The sequence below is a fragment of the Streptomyces lasiicapitis genome, from assembly GCF_014646335.1.
Lineage (GTDB): Bacteria > Actinomycetota > Actinomycetes > Streptomycetales > Streptomycetaceae > Streptomyces > Streptomyces lasiicapitis.
In genome coordinates, this window is the sequence record NZ_BMNG01000018.1 from 167,616 (window position 1) to 184,438 (window position 16,823).

The window sequence follows — 16,823 nt, forward strand, 5'->3', positions numbered from 1 at the left end:
GCAGGAAACGGAGCGCGAGGGCGGCGGGAGCGGCACCACCCCGTACGAGAGCGACGGCGGCCGGTGTCGCCCTGATGCTCGGCGGCACGGGACTCGTCGCCGGCACCGTGCTCGCCGCGGCTCCTGCGGCGTACGCCGCCGAGGTCGCGTACAAGACCGAGTGCGTACCGCCCCCGATCTCCAACCTGCCACCGGTGCACGGCACCACCAAGGTGGACGTCAAGGTGCCGGCCGAGGCGAAGGTCGGCGACGAGGTCGAGGTGGTGTGGAAGACCGTCCAGGCCGCGTCCAAGAACCCCGACATCCTCGACCTCGGCAAGGACACCGTGCTGCCCACCGGCACGATCAAGGTCGGCGGCGCGCAGAGCGGCGACCTGAAGCTGGAGGGGACGCGGACCAACCCGCCCATTCCCAAGGGCAGTCCGATGGTCCTGTCCGACATGAAGGGCAAGCTGAAGCTGACGAAGCCGGGCGAGGTGACGCTCACCCCGGACGCGTACGACATCAACGTCAACAAGCCCATCTCCACGGACACCAAGTGCAAGCCCGAGGAGGCCGTGAAGGCCGCGGCGACCATCAAGGTCACGGAGGGCGGCGGGAGTTCGGGCGGCACCACGTCAGGTGGCACCACGTCCGGCGGCACCTCCGGCGGCAGTACGTCGGGCGGGAACTCCGGCGGATCGGACTCCGGTGGTTCGTCGACCGGCGGCGGTGCCGACGGCGGTACGACCACCGGCGGCAGCAGCTCGGGAGGCAGCACGTCCGGCGGGTCCGCCGCGGGCGGCTCCAGCGGCGGCGGTGACGGCCAGACCGACTTCCCCGGCAAGGAGGTCCAGATCCCCTACAAGTGCAAGACGCCCATCGGCGACAAGGAAGCCACCTCGCCGGTGCAGATCAACGCCAAGAAGAACGGCGGGAGTTACGGCCTCACGGTCCAGTTCATGAAGTCCGTGATGGACAGCCCCGCCGACATCCCCGCGAACTCCGTCATCCCGTCGATGCAGGTCGCCCTCGGCGGCGCCGACAAGGGCACGGTGCCTGTCGAGGGCCCCGCGAACAAGGAGCCGATCAAGTCCGGCGCGCCCATCACCGTCCCCGACCTGAAGGGCACGTACAAGCCCGGAGCCGACGGCAAGTCGACGCTGTCGCCGGGCGTCCTGACGGTGAAGGCCCTCGGTACGACCACGACGTGCACCCCGGCGAAGACCCAGGTGTCCCTGGAGCTCGACACGTCGGCGCAGCCGGGCGGCGCGTCCGGCGGCTCGTCGGGCAGCGGCGGCGCGGGCGGTTCGGGTACGTCGGGTGGCTCCGCCTCCGGCTCGGCGGGCGGCGCGGCGACGTCGGGCGGCGGCCTCGCGGACACCGGCGGCGAGGGCAACGGCGCGCTGCGGGCGCTGGGCCTGGTCGCGGGCACGGCGATCCTGCTGGGCGGCGCGGTGTTCACGTTCCTGCCGAGGAGGCGCCGCGGGCTGCGCTGACGCGTCCCAGGAAGTCCGGTGTGCCGTGGCAGCGCCCCGAAGGGGCGCGGGGAACTGCGCGACCAGCCACGACGCACCCGCAGGTGGCATACCGGACTTCCAGCGGAGCGCCTAGTGCGCCCGCAGCCACCGCAGTACGTCGTCCGCGAGGCCCGGCGTCTTCAGGAGCGGGCCGCCGTGCGCCGATCCGGGCAGGGTGCGCACGGTGATGTCGCGCAGGCCCGATCTGCGCTGGGCGGCGGCGAGTTCGGCGGAGTGCGCGGGCGGCACGAAGTCGCCGACGGAGTGCACGAGGTACAGGGGCGCGTCGCGCGGGCCCGACGCGTGGGACTTCGCGGCCAGATCGCCCCACCGCTCCCAGCAGACCCGCCCGCCCCGGTCCGGCGAGCATCCGGCGAGACGTTTCGCCGCCTCCCGCAGCGCCCGCCGCTGCTTCGACGCGCCGGGCCTGCCGCCGTCGGCCCACGCCCGGTACGGCGAGGCGACGGGGGAGAGGGCGACGACACCGCGTGTGTACGTGACTCCGTCGCCGTACGCCCCCACGCTCACCGCGAGATGCCCGCCCGCCGACGAGCCGAGCAGCAGCGGCCGCCGGGTGTCCGGGAGGCGGCGGGCGGCGATCCGGCGCAGGGCGGACAGGACGTCGTCGCGCTGGGCGGGCCACACCGCGTCGGACGTGAGGCGGTAGTCGGTCTCGTACACGGTGAAGCCGCGCGCCGCGAACCAGCGGGCCCAGCCGCTCCAGTCGGTGTCGCGCGCCCAGGAGCCGCCGTGCAGCAGGACGAGGGCGGGGCCGCGGTCGCCGTACACGGAGATGGTCTGGCGGGGATGCGAGCCGTAAGACAACAACTCGGGGGCGCGGGACGCCTCGGGTTCCGGGGCCGCCTCGGCGGCGACGCTGGACGAAAGCAGGGAGCCGCACAGGGCCAGGGTCAGCAGCGCTCGGCGCAGGGTCATGGGCCGATGGTGCCCCGGCGGGCTCCGGGCCGCCGCCGCAAACGCCAAGGGCCACCGCACCGGGTGGTGCGGCGGCCCTCAGTTCGTACGAACGGCCTCAGTCGGGCCGTGTGGCGTCAGGCGGGCGTCAGTTGACGTCGCCCATGAGCGCCTTGACCTTCTTGCGGTACATGTAGACCGCGAGGCCCGCGATGACGGCGAGGGTGGCTTCCATGCCGACCACGCCGGTCTTGTTGAGGTCGACGCCCGCGGTGGACAGCAGGCTGGTGGTGCAGTCGCCGGCGGTGACGGCGAGGAACCAGACGCCCAGCATCTGCGAGGCGTACTTCTCCGGGGCCATCTTCGTGGTGACGGACAGGCCGACCGGGGAGACGCACAGTTCACCGATGGTGTGGATGAAGTAGATCGCCACCATCCAGTACGCGCCGACCTTCTCGCCGTCGGCGGCCATGGTCAGCGGGATCAGGAAGACGAAGAACGAGGCACCGATCAGGACCAGACCGGACGCGAACTTCACGACCGTGCTGGGCTCCTTGCCGCGGCGGTTCAGCGCCAGCCACATGAAGGCGACCAGCGGGGCCAGGGCCATGATCAGGACCGGGTTGACCGACTGGTACCAGGAGACCGGGAAGTCGAAGCCGAGGATCGAGGTGTCCGTGGAGTTCTTGCCGAACAGGGCCACGGTGGACGCGCCCTGGTCGTAGATCATCCAGAACACGGCGGCGGCGACGAAGAACCAGATGTACGCCGTCATCTTGGACTGCTCGACCTGGTCGAGCTCCTTGTCGCGCTTGATGCGCGCGAGCACCCAGATCGGGATGACCAGACCGGCGATCGCGATCGGGACCGTCGCCCAGTTCAGGGTGTAGACATCGGTGGCGATGGTGACGCCGTAGAAGACGACCGCGGCGATGACCCACAGCATGGCCTTGCGCAGCAGGCCCATCAGCTCCGGCTTCTCCACCGGCTTCGGCACGACGCTGCTGCGCTCGCTCAGGTGGCGGCCGCCGAGCAGGAACTGGATCAGGCCGAGGCCCATGCCGAACGCGGCGAGGGCGAAGCCCAGGTGCCAGTTGACCTTCTCACCGACGGTGCCGATGGCCAGCGGGGCGACGAAGGCGCCCATGTTGATGCCGATGTAGAAGAGCGTGAAGCCGCCGTCGCGGCGCGGGTCGTCCGGGCCGTCGTAGAGGTGGCCCACCATCGTGGAGATGTTGGCCTTCAGCAGACCCGAGCCGATCGCCACGAGGACCAGGCCGAGGTAGAACATCCCCTGGCCGGGCAGCGCCAGCGTGACGTGCCCCGCCATGATCACCAGGGCGGCGATCGTGATCGTCTTGCGCGGGCCCCACAGGCGGTCCGCGAACCAGCCGCCCGGCATGGCGAGCAGGTACACCATCGCCATGTAGATCGAGAAGATCGCCGTCGCGCTGGCGGCATCCATGTCCATGCCGCCGGGGGCGACCAGATACAGGGGGAGCAGGGCCTTCATGCCGTAGAAGCTGAAGCGCTCCCACATCTCGGTCATGAAGAGAGTGGCCAGGCCGCGGGGGTGGCCGAAGAAGGTCTTCTCGGAACCAGGAGTGCTGGCCGAGTCCTTCGTCAGGCTGGACGCCATGGGTCGATCCTCGTGGTTCGGGACGCGCCTGATGGCGGCAGAAGCCGCGGGCGCGCCCGGTGGGGGGCGGTCGGCACCGGCGCCGTTCCGCCCGCCCCCTCGCCTGACGGGGGTTTCGTTCCGCTGCGCGGAGCCGAGGGGCGGAGACACCGAGATCCACACCCCGGGACGCATCGTCGCGTGCGGGGCCCGACCACAGGTCATTCCTTCCGGGCTGGTGAACACCAGCCCGCACACAGAAGAGACCTTCAGCGCGTGCGGCCGAAGGTCTTCGAGTGCTGCTACAGGCTTCTCGTCACCATACGCCACGACACTTCGGCATTTGGAAGGACTTGAGAGATGGATCACAGGTGACGCAGGAACCAACGGCACACATTCCAAGGTGTCTACGAGACCACCCCAAGGATCACATGCCGGAGGGGTTGACTCCGCTCCCTGGGCCCCGCCCCTGCCCGGGCGTGCGGCGATCACCCCTCGACGCTCGTCCGGCGCGGACTACCATCACCCCATGACCCGTGTACTGCTCGCCGAGGACGACGCTTCCATCTCGGAGCCACTGGCCCGCGCCCTGCGCCGCGAGGGCTACGAGGTCGAAGTGCGCGAGGACGGTCCCACCGCCCTCGACGCGGGGCTGCAGGGCAGCGTGGACCTGGTCGTGCTCGACCTGGGCCTGCCCGGCATGGACGGCCTGGAGGTCGCACGCCGGCTGCGCGCCGAGGGTCATACGGTGCCGATCCTCATCCTGACCGCCCGCGCCGACGAGGTGGACACGGTGGTCGGGCTCGACGCCGGCGCCGACGACTACGTGACCAAGCCCTTCCGCCTCGCCGAACTGCTCGCCCGCGTCCGGGCCCTGCTGCGGCGCGGCGCCAGCGAGCCCGCGCAGCCGCCCGCCACGCACGGCGTCCGCATCGACGTCGAGTCGCACCGGGCCTGGATGGGCGAGGAGGAACTCCAGCTCACGGCAAAGGAGTTCGACCTGCTGCGGGTCCTCGTCCGCGACGCGGGCCGCGTCGTGACCCGCGACCAGCTCATGCGCGAGGTCTGGGACACGACCTGGTGGTCCTCCACCAAGACCCTCGACATGCACATCTCCTGGCTCCGCAAGAAGCTCGGCGACGACGCGGCGAACCCGCGGTACATCGCCACGGTCCGCGGCGTCGGCTTCCGCTTCGAGAAGAGCTAGCCCCCGCGGCCCACCCGGAGGGCTCCGCGCAGCGGCGGGGGCGGCTGTCGTCCCCGCCCCGGGGGACACTGAGGGGGTCCGTCACCCCGCCCGGCCGGAGGGCCCTGTGCGTCGTCGTCTCATCAACTCGACCCTCGCCGTCGTACTCGTAGTGATCGCCGTCTTCGGCGTCTCGCTGGTGATCGTCGAGACCCGCACGATCAGCAACAGCGCCCAGGAGCGCGTGGACTCCGAGGCGTTGCGTCTGGCGGGCATCGTCGACAGCCGTCTGCTCAGCGACGAACGCGTCAGCGGTGAGGTGCTGCGCAAGCAGGTCGACACCGACCGCTACGCCCGCATCGAGATCCCCGGCCGCGCCCCCATCGAGGTCGGCACCCGCCCCACGGGCGACGTGATCCGCGCCACCCGGGACGGCGAGGAGGGCGAGATCGTCACGGTCGAGGAGCCCCGCACCGCGGTCACCCAGGAGGTCGGCCGCACCCTGCTGATCATCGGCGGCGTTGCCCTCCTCGCGATCGTCGCCGCGGTCCTGCTCGCCGTACGCCAGGCCAACCGCCTGACCTCCCCCCTCACCGACCTCGCGGAGACCGCCGAACGCCTCGGCTCGGGCGACCCCCGCCCCCGCCACCGCCGCTACGGCGTCCCGGAGCTGGACCGCGTCGCCGACGTCCTGGACGGCAGCGCCGAGCGGATCGCCCGCATGCTCACCGCCGAGCGCCGCCTCGCGGCCGACGCGTCCCACCAGCTCCGCACCCCGCTGACGGCCCTGTCCATGCGCCTGGAGGAGATCACCCTCACCGACGACCTGGACCAGGTGAAGGAGGAGGCCACGGTCGCCCTCACGCAGGTCGAGCGCCTCACGGACGTCGTCGAGCGGCTGCTCACCAACTCCCGCGACCCCAGCACGGGCTCCGCCGTCACCTTCGACCTGGACGAGGTGATCAAGCAGCAGCTGGAGGAGTGGCGCCCGGCCTACCGCAGCGCGGGCCGCGCCATCGTCAGCTCCGGCAAGCGCCATCTGCACGCGGTCGGCACCCCGGGCGCGGTCGCCCAGGTCCTCGCGGCGCTGATCGAGAACTCCCTCATGCACGGCGGCGGCACCGTCGCCCTGCGCACCCGCGTCACCGGCAACCAGGCCGTCGTGGAGGTCACCGACAGCGGTCCGGGCGTGCCCGCAGACCTCGGCGCGCGGATCTTCGAGCGCGCCATCAGCGGCCGCAATTCGACCGGGATCGGCCTGGCGGTGGCCCGGGATCTGGCCGAAGCGGACGGGGGCCGCCTGGAGATGCTCCAGGGCAAGCCGCCGGTGTTCGGACTGTTCCTGTCACGTACGCCGTCGTACCGGGAAGGCCGGTCCCACGAGTCCTACGAGTCCCACGAGTCCCGCGAAGACACAGACGTGACGGACGAGACGATCCGCTGAGCCGCCTCAGTACAGTCCGCTGAGCTTCCTCAGCACAGTCCGCTGAGCCGCCTCAGCCCGCTCGCCGAGCCCCCGAGCCGCTGCCCGACCGCTCCTCGTCCCGCCCGCGCTCCCGCTCGCCCTCCGGCCCCTCCAGGAACGATTCCGCATGTGCCACGGCCTCGCGGGCCGGCAGCGTACGGAACACCCAGGTCCGGTAGGACCAGAAGCGGAACAGGGTCGCGATGCCCATGCCGACGAACTTGAAGACGTTGGACTGCAGCCGGCTGTCCCAGTCGAACCCGTACGTGGCGACGTACAGAACGCCGTTCTCGATGACCAGGCCGACCGCGCTGAACAGCAGGAAGAGCGTCAGCTCCTTGGTGCGGCCGCTCTTGTCGCGGTCACGGTAGGTGAAGTACCGGAACCCCACGTAGTTGAAGGCGATCGCGACGACGGTGGCGATGACGCTCGCGCGCACCACCTGCAGATCCGTGAGGTGGCGTACGAGGTTGAACACGGCGAAGTTGACCAGCGTTCCGACCGCCCCCACGGCCCCGAACTTGGCTACTTCGCGTGCGAGTTGGTCGAAACGCACCCTCAGTGCGCCGCGCTCCGTCATGGTCGCCCCAGCCCCCGTCGATGTGAATGGTCCCGCCGACGGGATCGATGTCGAGTCGATGTCGTGCGGTGGTGTGCTGTCGCCGCCTTCGATGTACTCGGTGGTCCGCCGTTTCGGTCGCGTCAACCCAGCCATGCTAACCAGCGACCTCCGTCGGCGCTCGTGGGCGCTGCCACTCTGTGGCACCGCTGTGACGCCAGTGCACGGATCGGGCCGCTCCCGGATGGCCGATACCCTGTGGGTGTGACGTTCCCGGTAGTCGGCATGGTCGGCGGGGGGCAGCTCGCTCGTATGACACACGAGGCGGGCATCCCGCTCGGCATCAGGTTCAAGCTCCTCAGTGACACCCCGCAGGATTCCGCGGCGCAGGTCGTCAGCGATGTCGTCATCGGCGACTACCGCGACCTGGATACGCTGCGTGACTTCGCGCGGGGCTGCGATGTGATCACTTTCGATCACGAACATGTACCCACCGAGCATCTACGGGCCCTGGAGGCGGACGGCATCCCCGTGCGCCCGGGGCCCGACGCATTGGTGAACGCCCAGGACAAGGGCGTGATGCGCGCGAAGCTCGACGAGCTCGGCGTGCCCTGCCCGCGCCATCGGATCGTGAAGGACCCGGCCGACGTGGCCGCCTTCGCGGCCGAGGGGGTCGCGGCCGGTGACACGGAGAGCGACGGTTTCCCCGTCGTCCTCAAGACCGTGCGCGGCGGGTACGACGGCAAGGGCGTATGGGTCGTGCGCTCGCCCGAACAGGCCGCCGAGCCGTTCCGCGCGGGCGTCCCGGTGCTCGCCGAGGAGATGGTCGGCTTCGTACGGGAGCTGGCGGCGAACGTCGTCCGCTCGCCGCACGGCCAGGCCGTGGCGTATCCCGTCGTGGAGTCCCGCCAGGTCGACGGCGTCTGCGACACGGTGATCGCGCCCGCCCCCGGCCTCTCCGAGGACCTTGCCGGTCGGGCGCAGGAGCTGGCGCTGCGCGTGGCCAAGGAGCTGGGTGTCGTCGGGCACCTCGCCGTCGAGCTGTTCGAGACCCCCGACGGCCGCGTCCTGGTCAACGAACTGGCGATGCGACCGCACAATTCCGGCCACTGGAGCCAGGACGGGGCGATCACCTCACAGTTCGCCAACCACGTCCGCGCGGTCCTCGATCTGCCGCTCGGCGACCCGCGCCCGCGCGCGAAGTGGACGGTCATGGCGAACGTCCTCGGCGGTGACTACCCCGACATGTACGCCGCGTACCTGCACTGCATGGCGCGCGACCCGCAGTTGAAGATCCACATGTACGGCAAGGACGTGAAGCCCGGCCGCAAGGTCGGCCACGTCAACACCTACGGCGACGACCTTGACGACGTGCTCGAGCGCGCCCGTCACGCGGCCGGCTACCTCAGAGGGACGATCACCGAATGACTTCTCCCGTTGTTGGCATCGTCATGGGCTCCGACTCGGACTGGCCCGTCATGGAAGCGGCCGCGAAGGCCCTCGACGAGTTCGAGATCCCCTACGAGGTCGACGTCGTCTCCGCGCACCGCATGCCGCGCGAGATGATCGCGTACGGCGAGCACGCCGAGGAGCGCGGCCTGAAGGCGATCATCGCGGGCGCGGGCGGCGCGGCCCATCTGCCCGGCATGCTCGCCTCGGTCACCACGCTGCCGGTGATCGGCGTCCCCGTCCCGCTCAAGTACCTCGACGGCATGGACAGCCTCCTGTCCATCGTGCAGATGCCCGCGGGCGTGCCCGTCGCGACCGTCTCTGTGGGCGGCGCGCGTAACGCGGGGCTGCTCGCCGCGCGCATGCTCGCGGCGCACGACGACGAACTCGCCTCCCGGATGCGGGAGTTCCAGCAGGAGCTGAACGACCAGGCCACGGAGAAGGGCAAGCGCCTTCGCGCCAAGGTCGAAGGCGCGGGTTCCGGTTTCGGCTTCGGCTCGGGAAAGTGATCGCATGACCAACGAGCCCGCGGTGACCGCATCGCCCGAGTCCCTCGCCGAAGCCCGCTCCCTGCTCGCCGAGTTCCCCGTCGTGGACGGTCACAACGACCTGCCGTGGGCGCTGCGCGAGAAGGCCGGGTACGACATCGACCGCCTGGACATCGCCGCCGACCAGACCGGCAGCCTGCACACGGACATCGCGCGGCTGCGCGCGGGCGGTGTCGGTGCGCAGTTCTGGTCGGTGTACGTCCGCGCGGACATGGCGGGCGACACCGCGGTCAGCGCGACGCTCGAACAGATCGACTGCGTACGTCAGTTGCTGGCCCGCTACCCCGCGGACCTGCGCGCCGCGCACACCGCGGCCGACATGGAGGCGGCCAGGAGCGAGGGCCGCATCGCCTCCCTGATGGGCGCCGAGGGCGGCCACTCGATCAACAACTCCCTGGCCACCCTGAGGGCGCTGCACACGCTCGGCGTGCGCTACATGACGCTCACGCACAACGACAACATCGCCTGGGCCGACTCGGCGACGGACGAGCCCGGCGTCGGCGGGCTCTCCCCGTTCGGCCACGAGGTGGTCCGGGAGATGAACCGCCTGGGCATGCTGGTGGACCTCTCGCACGTGGCGGCGACGACGATGCGGGCGGCGCTGGACACCTCCGTCGCCCCGGTGATCTTCTCCCACTCCTCCGCCCGCGCGGTGTGCGACCACCCGCGCAACATCCCGGACGACGTCCTGGAACGCCTGCCCGCGAACGGCGGCGTCGCCATGGCCACCTTCGTACCGAAGTTCGTGCTCCAGGCGGCGGTCGACTGGACCCTTGCGGCCGACGAGAACATGCGCGCCTACGGCTTCCACCACCTCGACACCACCCCCGAGGCGATGAAGGTGCACGCGGCCTTCGAGGAGTCGACCCCGCGCCCGATCGCCACCGCCGCCACGGTCGCCGACCACCTCGACCACATGCGCGAGGTCGCCGGCATCGACCACATCGGCATCGGCGGCGACTACGACGGCACGGCGTTCACACCGTCCGGCCTGGACGACGTCGCCGGCTACCCCAACCTGATCGCGGAACTCCACACCCGCGGCTGGTCCAAGCCGGACCTCGCCAAACTGACGTGGCACAACGCCGTACGCGTCCTGGCCGCGGCGGAGGACGTGTCCCGCGAGCTCACCGCGACCCGCGGCCCGTCGATCGCGACACTGGAGCAACTGGACGGCTGACGCCGACTCAGCTTGCTTGCGGGGCGCGGCTGTTGGGGCCGCGCCCCGCTTTCGTGCCGAGTTATGGACTGATCGATCCAAATGGGTTAGCGTTCTCGTACCGGAGGGGTGCAAGCACCCGCCTGTCCGGGTAATGAAACGAATGGTCCATAACTGTGAGTGGGGGAGACCAACATGACCGACGAGGCAGATGTGACTGACGCACGGCTGACGGACGTACGGCTGACGGACCCGGAGCTGGCCCGTTCCCTGGAAGGCGACTTCACCAGCGCGCACGCCGACGTGAACGGCACCACGCTGCACTACGTCTCCGGCGGCAGCGGCGAGCCCCTGGTCCTGCTCGGCGGCTGGCCGCAGACCTGGTGGCAGTTCCACAAGATCATGCCTGAGCTGGCCCGCCACTACCGCGTGATCGCCGTGGACCTGCGCGGCATGGGCGGCTCGGCGAAGCCGGCGGGCGGCTACGACAAGAAGACGATGGCGCGAGACGTCCACGAACTCATCCGCCACCTCGGCCACGACAGCGTGCACCTCGCCGGGCACGACATCGGCGCCATGGTCGCGTACGCCTACGCCGCCAACCACCCCGAGGCCACCCGGAAGCTCGCCGTGCTGGACGTCGCGCACCCCGACGAGTGGATGCGCAAGCTCCCGCTGCTCCCCGAGAACGGTGCGGACTGGCGCGAGGGGCCCGGCATCTACCTCTGGTGGTTCGCCTTCAACCAGGTCAAGGGGCTCCCGGAGCGGCTGCTCGAAGGCCGCGCGGACCTCTTGAACGACTGGCTCTTCACCTACCAGCTCAAGGACCCCGCCTCGATCGGCGAGCACGCGCGCGCCGTCTACACACGCGCCTACTCCACCGCGGCCGCGATCCGCGCGGGCAACGGCTGGTACCAGGCCTTCACCCAGGACATCGCCGACTTCGCGACGTACGAACGAGTGCGGGCGCCGATACTCGGCCTCGGCGGCGAGACCAACTACGCCTACCTCCAGGACCGCCTCGCGGCCCACGGCACCGACGTCCGCGTGCTCGCGGTGCCGGACAGCGGCCACTACCTGCCGGAGGAGCAGCCGGACTTCGTCATCGAGAAGCTGACCGAGTTCCTCGGCTGAACTCCGGGGTCCCCAGCGAATCCCGGGGTCCTCGGCCCAGCCGAGGACCCCGGACTCCGGACTACGGCAGGTTCCGCGCCATCACGATGCGCTGGACCTGGTTCGTGCCCTCATAAATCTGCGTGATCTTGGCGTCGCGCATCATGCGCTCGACCGGGTAGTCGCGCGTGTAGCCGTAGCCGCCGAGGAGCTGGACGGCGTCCGTGGTGGCTTCCATGGCGACGTCGGAGGCGAAGCACTTGGCTGCGGCGCCGAGGTAGGTGAGGTCGGCGTCGCCGCGCTCCGAGGCCGCGGCGGCCTGGTACGTCAGGGCGCGGGCCGCGGAGATCTTCATGGCCATGTCGGCGAGCATGAACTGCACGCCCTGGAAGTCGCCGATCGGCTTGCCGAACTGCTTGCGCTCCTGGACGTAGCCCTTGGCGTAGTCGAGGGCGCCCTGGGCGATGCCGAGGGCCTGGGCCGCGATGGTGATGCGGGTGTGGTCCAGGGTCTTCATGGCGGTGGCGAAGCCGGTGCCCTCCTCGCCGATCATGCGGTCGGCGGGGATGCGGACGTTGTCGAGGTAGACCTCGCGGGTCGGGGAGCCCTTGATGCCGAGCTTCTTCTCCGGGGCGCCGAAGGAGACGCCCTCGTCGGACTTCTCGACGACGAACGCCGAGATGCCCTTGGAGCGCTTCTCGGGGTCGGTGACGGCCATCACCGTGTAGTACTCGGAGACGCCCGCGTTGGTGATCCAGCGCTTCACGCCGTTCAGCACGTAGAAGTCGCCGTCGCGCACCGCGCGGGTCTTCATGCCCGCCGCGTCCGAGCCCGCGTCCGGCTCGGAGAGACAGTACGAGAACATCGCGTCGCCCTTGGCGAGCGGCGTCATGTACTTCTTCTTCAGGTCCTCGGAGCCCGAGAGGATCACGGGGAGCGAGCCCAGCTTGTTCACGGCCGGGATCAGGGACGAGGACGCGCAGACGCGCGCCACCTCCTCGATCACGATGACGGTGGCGAGCGCGTCGGCGCCGGCGCCGCCGAACTCCTCCGGCACGTGCACGGCGTGCAGGTCGTTCGCGGTCAGCGCGTCGAGCGCCTCCTGCGGGAAGCGGGCCTCCTCGTCCACCGCGGCGGCGAACGGCGCGATCTTCGCCTCGGCGAGCGAACGGATCGCGTCCCGGAGCATGTCGTGCTCCTCGGACGGGCGGTACAGGTCGAAGTCAGCCGATCCGGCCAAGGTCTCTCACGCTCCAAGGATGCTGCGGATGCTAATTACCGTTAAGTAACACGTTGGGTAACCCGAATTTTAGGGGTCTGCCCACGTCAGGGATACGTGAGCTTGACGACAGGGGAAGACGTGCCCGGTGAAGGCCCCCGTTACGCCAGGACTATGCTCGGGCGACGCGCTCGCGCGGCACACGCGCGTGGGTACACAGAGGCAGACGTACGCAGGAACCCCGATTCACTGGAGCACCGCATGGCCCTCAAGATCACCGTGATCGGCACCGGTTATCTCGGCGCCACCCACGCCGCGGCCATGGCCGAGCTCGGCTTCGAGGTGCTCGGCCTCGACGTCGTGCCCGAGAAGATCGAGATGCTCCAGCGCGGCGAGGTCCCGATGTACGAGCCGGGCCTCGAGGAGCTGCTCCGCAAGCACGTCGCGGGCATCGAGGGCGCCAGCGGCCGGCTCCGCTTCACCATGGACTTCGCCGAGGCGGGCGCCTTCGGGGACGTGCACTTCGTCTGCGTGAACACCCCGCAGAAGCACGGCGAGTACGCCTGCGACATGACCTACGTCGACTCCGCCTTCGCCTCCCTCGCCCCGCACGTGAGGTCGGGCGCGCTCGTGGTCGGCAAGTCCACGGTGCCGGTGGGCTCGGCCGACCGGCTCGCGCGGCTGCTGCCCGACGGGGTCGAGCTGGCCTGGAACCCGGAGTTCCTGCGCGAGGGCCTCGCCGTCAACGACACCCTGCACCCCGACCGCATCGTCGTCGGCGTACGCAGCGAGCGCGCCGAGAAGCTGCTGCGCGAGGTGTACGCGACGCCGGTCGCCGAAGGGTCCCCGTTCGTCGTCACGGACTTCCCGACCGCCGAGCTGGTGAAGACCTCCGCGAACTCCTTCCTGGCCACGAAGATCTCCTTCATCAACGCCATGGCCGAGGTGTGCGAGGCCGCCGACGGCGACGTGGTGAAGCTCGCCGAGGCCCTCGGCTACGACGACCGCATCGGGAAGAAGTTCCTGCGCGCCGGCATCGGCTTCGGCGGCGGCTGTCTGCCCAAGGACATCCGCGCGTTCATGGCGCGCGCCGGTGAGCTGGGCGCCGACCAGGCGCTGACCTTCCTGCGCGAGGTCGACTCGATCAACATGCGGCGCCGCGGGCACATGGTGGAGCTGGCGCGCGAGGCCGTGGGCGGCGGGTCCTTCCTGGGCAAGCGGGTCGCGGTCCTCGGGGCGGCCTTCAAGCCGGACTCGGACGACGTGCGCGACTCGCCCGCCCTCAACGTGGCCGGCCAGATCCACCTCCAGGGCGGCCAGGTCACCGTGTACGACCCCAAGGGCATGGCCAACGCCCGCCGCCTCTTCCCGACCCTCGGGTACGCCGACTCCGCCGAGGAGGCCGTGCGCGGCGCCGACGTCGTACTGCACCTCACGGAGTGGCGCGAGTTCCGCGAGCTGGACGTCGATGCGCTCGGCGAGGTGGTCGGGCGCCGGGTCATCCTGGACGGCCGCAACGCGCTCGACCCCGTGGTGTGGCGTGCGGCTGGTTGGACCTACCGGGCCATGGGGCGCCCGGGCGCGTAGACGCCCCGTAAGGGGCGCGGGGCCGCGTCGATCTGCGGCTCCGCCGCGTGGGCGCGACCAGCCACGACGCACCCGCACGCGCCACGGACCCGGGGTCCAACGGCGCTACCCGGTCAGCGGGGCGCAGCCCTTCGCGCGCGGTACGCCCGCATCTTCGCCCGCGCCCCGCACACCCCCATGTCGCACCAGCGGCCCCGCCCGCCGGGGCTGCGGTCGTAGTACGCCCAGCGGCACGTCACGGCCTCGCACGCCTTGAGGCGGGCCCAGGTGCCCGCAGCGAGGCTCTCCGCGACGGCCGCCGCCACGCGTGAGGCGAGCGGGCGCGGATCCGCGGGGCCGAGCGTCGCGGACCCGTCGGCGGCGCTGACCCGCACCAACAGGGGCGCGGCGGCGAGGAGTTCACCGAGGGGACGTACCTCCTGATGCGGCGCGTGCCCGGCGTGGGCGAGGCACACGGCCCGCAGCGACTCCCGCAGCTCCCGCGCCGCCTCCACCTCCGCCGCCGCGAGGCCGAGCCGGGCCCGCCCCGCCTCGGTGTCGAGCTGATCGGCACCCGTCTCGATGTCGAGCGTGTTCACCAGGTCCTGGATCAGCGCGAGGCCGCCGGGCGCGGGCACTCTTGCATTCATGGTTGCGACGTTACCCGTACGAGGCCACTATGGGGTAACCAGAGCGGTTACCGGAGAAGAGCATCTGCCGGTAACCGAGACAACCGAACCGAGGAGAGGTCATGGCTGCCCCAGTCGCCCGCCTGCACAACGTCGTCCTCGACTGTCCCGACCCGCGCGGCCTCGCCGAGTTCTACGCCGAGATCATCGGCGGCACGATCCACGACGAGGACGGCGACGGCCAGTGGGTCGACCTGGTCGCCCCCGGCCGCGTGAAGGTCTCCTTCCAGCGCGTCGCCGACCTCGCCACGGCCGAGTGGCCCCGCTCCGACAAGAACGCCCAGCAGCTCCACCTGGACCTGGACGCGGGCCCGACATGGGCGGACGTCGACGCCGCCGAGAAGCGCGTACTCGCCCTCGGCGCGCGCCCGCTGGACCTCGACGACGGCGACGGCAAGCGCGACTTCCGCGTGTACGCGGACCCGGCGGGCCACCCGTTCTGCCTGTGCATGATCCCCTGAGGGGCCGGAGGAGCTGCTGGGCCCCGGGGGAGCTGCTGAGACCCGGCGGCCTCAGCTGTCCAGCCTCCCGATCGTCGCCGTCGACGCCCCACGGCGTTCCCGCGCCGCCCGCGCCGTGAAGTCCGCGCCGCGCAGCACACGCTGTACGTTGCCCCAGGTCAGCGCCGCGACATCGGCCTCGGGCCAGCCGCGGCGGAGCAGCTCGGCGACCAGCCGCGGGTAGCGGGAGGCGTCGGTCAGCTCGCCGGGGTGCGCGGACCGGGTGTCGTACATGCCGGAGATCCCGACGCAGTCGGCCCCCGCGACGCGGCGCACGTGCTCCATGTGGTCCGCGACGTCGCCGAGCGCGGGCCCCGTCCGGTCCGCCGCGAACGGCACCAGGCACAGGCCCTTCATGCGGCCCACCGCCGCGAGCATCTCGTCGTCCAGGTTGGCGGGGTGCTCGCGCAGCGCGCGGGCCCCGGAGCGCGTCCACAGGACCGGCGCCTTGGAGACGGCGAGCACCCGGCGCGCGGTCGCCGGGGACGAACCGGAGAGGTCGGCGAGGACGCCGAGCCGGTTCATCTCCCGCACCACCTCCTCGCCGAACGGGGTGAGACCGCTCTCGCCCGCCCACGACGTACCGGACAGCGTCAGCGAGCTCAGGCCGAGCGTGTGGAGCTGGCGCAGGGCGCCGAGCGAGTCGCCGATGGCGCGGCCGCTCGCCGGGCCGATCAGCGTGGCGATGCGGCCGCAGTTGCGGGCGTCGGTGGTCTCGGAGGCGTCGCGGGCCACCCGCAGACCGTTCGCGTAGCGGCCGACGACGTGCCGTACGAGGTCGAGCTGCTCCAGCGCCGAGCTGACCGCGCGGTCGCCCTCGGGCTGCCCGTCGGGCACCTGGAGCGACCAGAACTGCATGCCGACGCGGCCCGCCCGCAGCCGCGGCAGGTCGGTCTCCAGGCCGCTGTCGCCCAACTCCAGGTCGTACCAAGGGAGTTCCCACAGCGCCGAGGGCAGTCCGCTGTAGCCGTCGGCGACGGGGTGCGCGGTGAGGAGGTCCCGGGCGCGCTCCAGGGCGTCGCGGAGGTCGGGCTCCAGGGGCTCCGGCTCGGGTTCCGGCTCCGGCGCGGTCTCCGGCGCGGGTACCCAGGTGTCGTCCGTGAAGGTGTCGTCCGTGGGGGTCGGCGCGGTACGCCGGTCGTCGTTCTCCCCGGCTTCGGCGGGGGAGTCGAGTTCGTCCTGCAGGTCCGCCATGGCAGGGCTCCGCGGGTCGGTGGTGGCACTTCTCGGTGGTGGCGCTTCAGTGGTGGTCGAACCACCGTGCCACGGCGCCCGCCCGGCTTCGCGGCGGACGGGGCGTTCGGGGTACGCCGACGTCCCCGGCCCGCGCCTGCGCGC

General features: G+C 71.2%; 15 protein-coding genes. 9 read left to right on the forward strand and 6 right to left on the reverse strand.

The features are described from left to right. Positions 1-74: 74 nt before the first annotated feature. The gene (locus IEY91_RS34480; RefSeq protein WP_189177022.1) at positions 75-1,478 is read left to right on the forward strand and encodes a hypothetical protein; all 1,404 of its coding nucleotides are present in this window, start codon (positions 75-77) and stop codon (positions 1,476-1,478) included. Between the two features lie 111 nt (positions 1,479-1,589). On the opposite strand, the gene IEY91_RS34485 is transcribed toward IEY91_RS34480, so the two are convergent. Beyond that, positions 1,590-2,435 (reverse strand): alpha/beta hydrolase family protein, encoded by an 846-nt coding sequence (locus tag IEY91_RS34485; protein WP_189176988.1) that lies wholly within the window; start codon positions 2,433-2,435, stop codon positions 1,590-1,592. A 127-nt stretch (positions 2,436-2,562) separates the two neighbouring features. Next, positions 2,563-4,053 carry a peptide MFS transporter gene (locus tag IEY91_RS34490; protein ID WP_164324253.1) on the reverse strand — a complete coding sequence of 497 codons (1,491 nt, stop codon included), beginning with the start codon at positions 4,051-4,053 and terminating at the stop codon, positions 2,563-2,565. 508 nt (positions 4,054-4,561) lie between these two features. On the opposite strand from IEY91_RS34490, the gene IEY91_RS34495 reads away from it, so the two are divergent. Both IEY91_RS34495 and IEY91_RS34500 read left to right on the forward strand, forming a co-directional pair. Continuing rightward, positions 4,562-5,239 (forward strand): response regulator transcription factor, encoded by a 678-nt coding sequence (locus IEY91_RS34495; RefSeq protein ID WP_164324255.1) that lies wholly within the window; start codon positions 4,562-4,564, stop codon positions 5,237-5,239. Between the two features lie 106 nt (positions 5,240-5,345). Further along, a complete protein-coding gene (locus IEY91_RS34500; RefSeq protein WP_189176989.1) occupies positions 5,346-6,662 on the forward strand; it encodes a sensor histidine kinase in 1,317 nt (438 codons plus the stop codon). Positions 6,663-6,714: 52 nt separating this feature from the next. Here IEY91_RS34500 and IEY91_RS34505 read toward each other — a convergent pair whose 3' ends face one another. Beyond that, positions 6,715-7,263, reverse strand: a complete 549-nt coding sequence (locus tag IEY91_RS34505) for a GtrA family protein (RefSeq protein WP_164328471.1) — start codon at positions 7,261-7,263, stop codon at positions 6,715-6,717. Positions 7,264-7,506: 243 nt separating this feature from the next. Here IEY91_RS34505 and IEY91_RS34510 point away from each other — a divergent pair, with 243 nt between their 5' ends. From IEY91_RS34510 to IEY91_RS34525, 4 genes are all read left to right on the forward strand, one after another. Beyond that, positions 7,507-8,670 (forward strand): 5-(carboxyamino)imidazole ribonucleotide synthase, encoded by a 1,164-nt coding sequence (locus tag IEY91_RS34510; RefSeq protein WP_164324259.1) that lies wholly within the window; start codon positions 7,507-7,509, stop codon positions 8,668-8,670. Beyond that, positions 8,667-9,200: a 5-(carboxyamino)imidazole ribonucleotide mutase gene (gene purE / locus IEY91_RS34515; protein WP_164324261.1), complete on the forward strand. Its 534-nt coding sequence runs from the start codon at positions 8,667-8,669 to the stop codon at positions 9,198-9,200. The genes IEY91_RS34510 and purE overlap by 4 nt, the downstream gene beginning before the upstream one ends. A 4-nt stretch (positions 9,201-9,204) precedes the next feature. Then, the gene (locus tag IEY91_RS34520; RefSeq protein ID WP_229697421.1) at positions 9,205-10,419 is read left to right on the forward strand and encodes a dipeptidase; all 1,215 of its coding nucleotides are present in this window, start codon (positions 9,205-9,207) and stop codon (positions 10,417-10,419) included. A gap of 174 nt (positions 10,420-10,593) precedes the next feature. Then, the gene (locus tag IEY91_RS34525; RefSeq protein WP_189176990.1) at positions 10,594-11,532 is read left to right on the forward strand and encodes an alpha/beta fold hydrolase; all 939 of its coding nucleotides are present in this window, start codon (positions 10,594-10,596) and stop codon (positions 11,530-11,532) included. Positions 11,533-11,593: 61 nt separating this feature from the next. On the opposite strand, the gene IEY91_RS34530 is transcribed toward IEY91_RS34525, so the two are convergent. Then, entirely contained in the window at positions 11,594-12,751 is a 1,158-nt protein-coding gene (locus IEY91_RS34530; protein WP_164324264.1) for an acyl-CoA dehydrogenase family protein, read from the reverse strand. Between the two features lie 240 nt (positions 12,752-12,991). Between IEY91_RS34530 and IEY91_RS34535 the strand changes: the two genes are divergently transcribed. Beyond that, complete coding sequence (locus IEY91_RS34535; protein WP_189176991.1) at positions 12,992-14,317, forward strand: UDP-glucose dehydrogenase family protein; 1,326 nt, start codon at positions 12,992-12,994, stop codon at positions 14,315-14,317. Positions 14,318-14,430: 113 nt separating this feature from the next. Here IEY91_RS34535 and IEY91_RS34540 read toward each other — a convergent pair whose 3' ends face one another. After that, a complete protein-coding gene (locus IEY91_RS34540) occupies positions 14,431-14,946 on the reverse strand; it encodes a CGNR zinc finger domain-containing protein (protein ID WP_164324268.1) in 516 nt (171 codons plus the stop codon). A 101-nt stretch (positions 14,947-15,047) separates the two neighbouring features. On the opposite strand from IEY91_RS34540, the gene IEY91_RS34545 reads away from it, so the two are divergent. After that, positions 15,048-15,446 carry a VOC family protein gene (locus tag IEY91_RS34545; protein WP_164324270.1) on the forward strand — a complete coding sequence of 133 codons (399 nt, stop codon included), beginning with the start codon at positions 15,048-15,050 and terminating at the stop codon, positions 15,444-15,446. A gap of 51 nt (positions 15,447-15,497) precedes the next feature. Here the strand turns inward: IEY91_RS34545 and IEY91_RS34550 are convergent, their stop codons facing one another. After that, complete coding sequence (locus IEY91_RS34550; RefSeq protein ID WP_189176992.1) at positions 15,498-16,679, reverse strand: dipeptidase; 1,182 nt, start codon at positions 16,677-16,679, stop codon at positions 15,498-15,500. Between the last annotated feature and the right edge of the window lie 144 nt (positions 16,680-16,823).